Annotated in this window: 1 protein-coding gene; it reads right to left on the bottom strand. The window is 59.9% G+C overall.

Annotation, left to right across the window (positions count from 1 at the left end; genetic code table 11):
* Positions 1–39: 39 nt before the first annotated feature.
* A protein-coding gene (locus P0D89_RS52680; protein ID WP_408379574.1) for an IS3 family transposase occupies positions 40–1,616 on the bottom strand; the annotation gives its coding sequence in 2 pieces (ribosomal slippage) (positions 40–1,157 and positions 1,157–1,616; 1,578 coding nt in all).
* Between the last annotated feature and the right edge of the window lie 64 nt (positions 1,617–1,680).

The raw sequence follows: 1,680 nt of genomic DNA, 5'->3' as shown, positions 1-1,680 counted from the left end.
CGGTAAATTTCAAGCTAGATGTCGCCTCAACGATTAAATTCAGGCGGCTTTTTGCTCCTGTCGGTGGTCGCGTCTGATGGGTTCGAAGTTGTCTGTCTGATCGGGATTCAGATGGACCGTGTGTACGCGGTTCCAGTTTCGCGTGGGGCCTTTCCATCGTAGCGGGTTGCGCTGCTTTGCCGCCTCGTAGAGCGTCGCGCGGCGATCGAGGATCTGCTGGTCGAGGTTGGCGTGCCGTTGGGCAGGCGTGACGAAACGGATCGCGCTGTGACGATGTTCGTGGTTATACCAACGCACCAACCCGGTGACCCAGGCGCGCGCGGCAAATAGAGTGTCGAACGCCTGCAGAGGATAGGCCGGCCGATACTTCAGTGTTTTGAACAACGATTCCGAGAACGGGTTGTCGTTGCTCACGCCCGGTCGACTCAATGACGGCATGACACCCAGAGCCTGCAGGGTGGCGAGCATCGTGGCACCCTTCATTGGGCCGCCGTTATCCGAATGCAAAATCACCTGGCCCGGTTTGATCGCTTCACGCGCACATAGATCCTTCAGAAGCTCGCTGGCCTGGGCGCTGCTCTCTTCAGCGTAGACCTGCCAGCCGACGATCATCCTGCTGAACACGTCCATGAACAGGTAGAGATAGAAATACTGCCCGCGAACTGTCGTCGGCAGGTAAGTAATATCCCAGCTGAACAATTGATTGGGCCCGGCGGCACAAACTGCGCGAGGCTTGCTGTGGGTGCGGGCCGGTCGTTCACTGCGCCGATGAGCAAGCTGTTTCTCTTCGCGCAGCACCCGGTAGAACGTCGATTCTGAGGCGATGTAGCGGCCCTTATCGGCCAATCGAGGGACGATCTGGCTCGGTGGCAGATGACCGAATTCGACAGAGTTGGCCACCGCCAGCAGTTCAGCACGCTCGTCGGTCGACAGCTTGTGAACAGCAGCATGATGGCGTAAGGTGCGCCCATCCACTGCTTCAGGACCGCCGCCTTGCCAGCGCTGCACGGTGCGCGCGCTTAGCCCGAGCACGGCACATGCGTGTGCCTGACGAGCCCCGGCTGTAGTCGCCTCGCCGATCAGCTGCCGCAATGTCGCGCGCTCTTCGGGAGAGCTCATTCGTCCTCGTCCCCGAACAGCGCCTGATACTTTTTTGAAAGTACCAGCAACGCGGCCGCCTCCGCTAAAGCCCTTTCCTTGCGTTTCAGTTCGCGCTGCAGTTGCGCATTGGCCTGTTTCAGCTCGCGCAGCTCTGGAGCGTTTGCACGTGCGCTGCTCGCGGTGCCGGCCGAGCAGAACTGGGCGCGCCACCGGTCCAGATGATGGGCAAACAGGCCCCGTTCACGGCACCACGCGCTCAGCGCCTCGTCGCTCAGTCCATGGCTCTGCTGCAAGGCCAGCAGGCGCTCTTCCAAAGACCAGTCTTCCGGGCGCCGTGCATCGACTGGCCCCGGGTTGCGGTTTGCGGCGTTAGACACGCGGATCCACTTCCTCAAGGTTAATACGTTCATGTTCAGTTCCGAGGCAACCGTTCCTACGGACCGGTTGCCTCGTTGCAGGACCTTTGCCAGCGCCTGCTCCCTGAATTCGACAGAATACGTCTGTTTGGCGTTCAACCTGCACCTCTGAGTTCTTCAAATCAAGAAAATTCAGAGGCGACATCTAGTGTGACGCAGGGGG

The sequence above is a fragment of the Paraburkholderia sp. RL18-085-BIA-A genome (assembly GCF_046027075.1).
GTDB lineage: Bacteria > Pseudomonadota > Gammaproteobacteria > Burkholderiales > Burkholderiaceae > Paraburkholderia.
The sequence above is the reverse complement of the archived record's forward strand: the minus strand, read 5'-3'. Positions and strand labels throughout refer to the sequence as shown.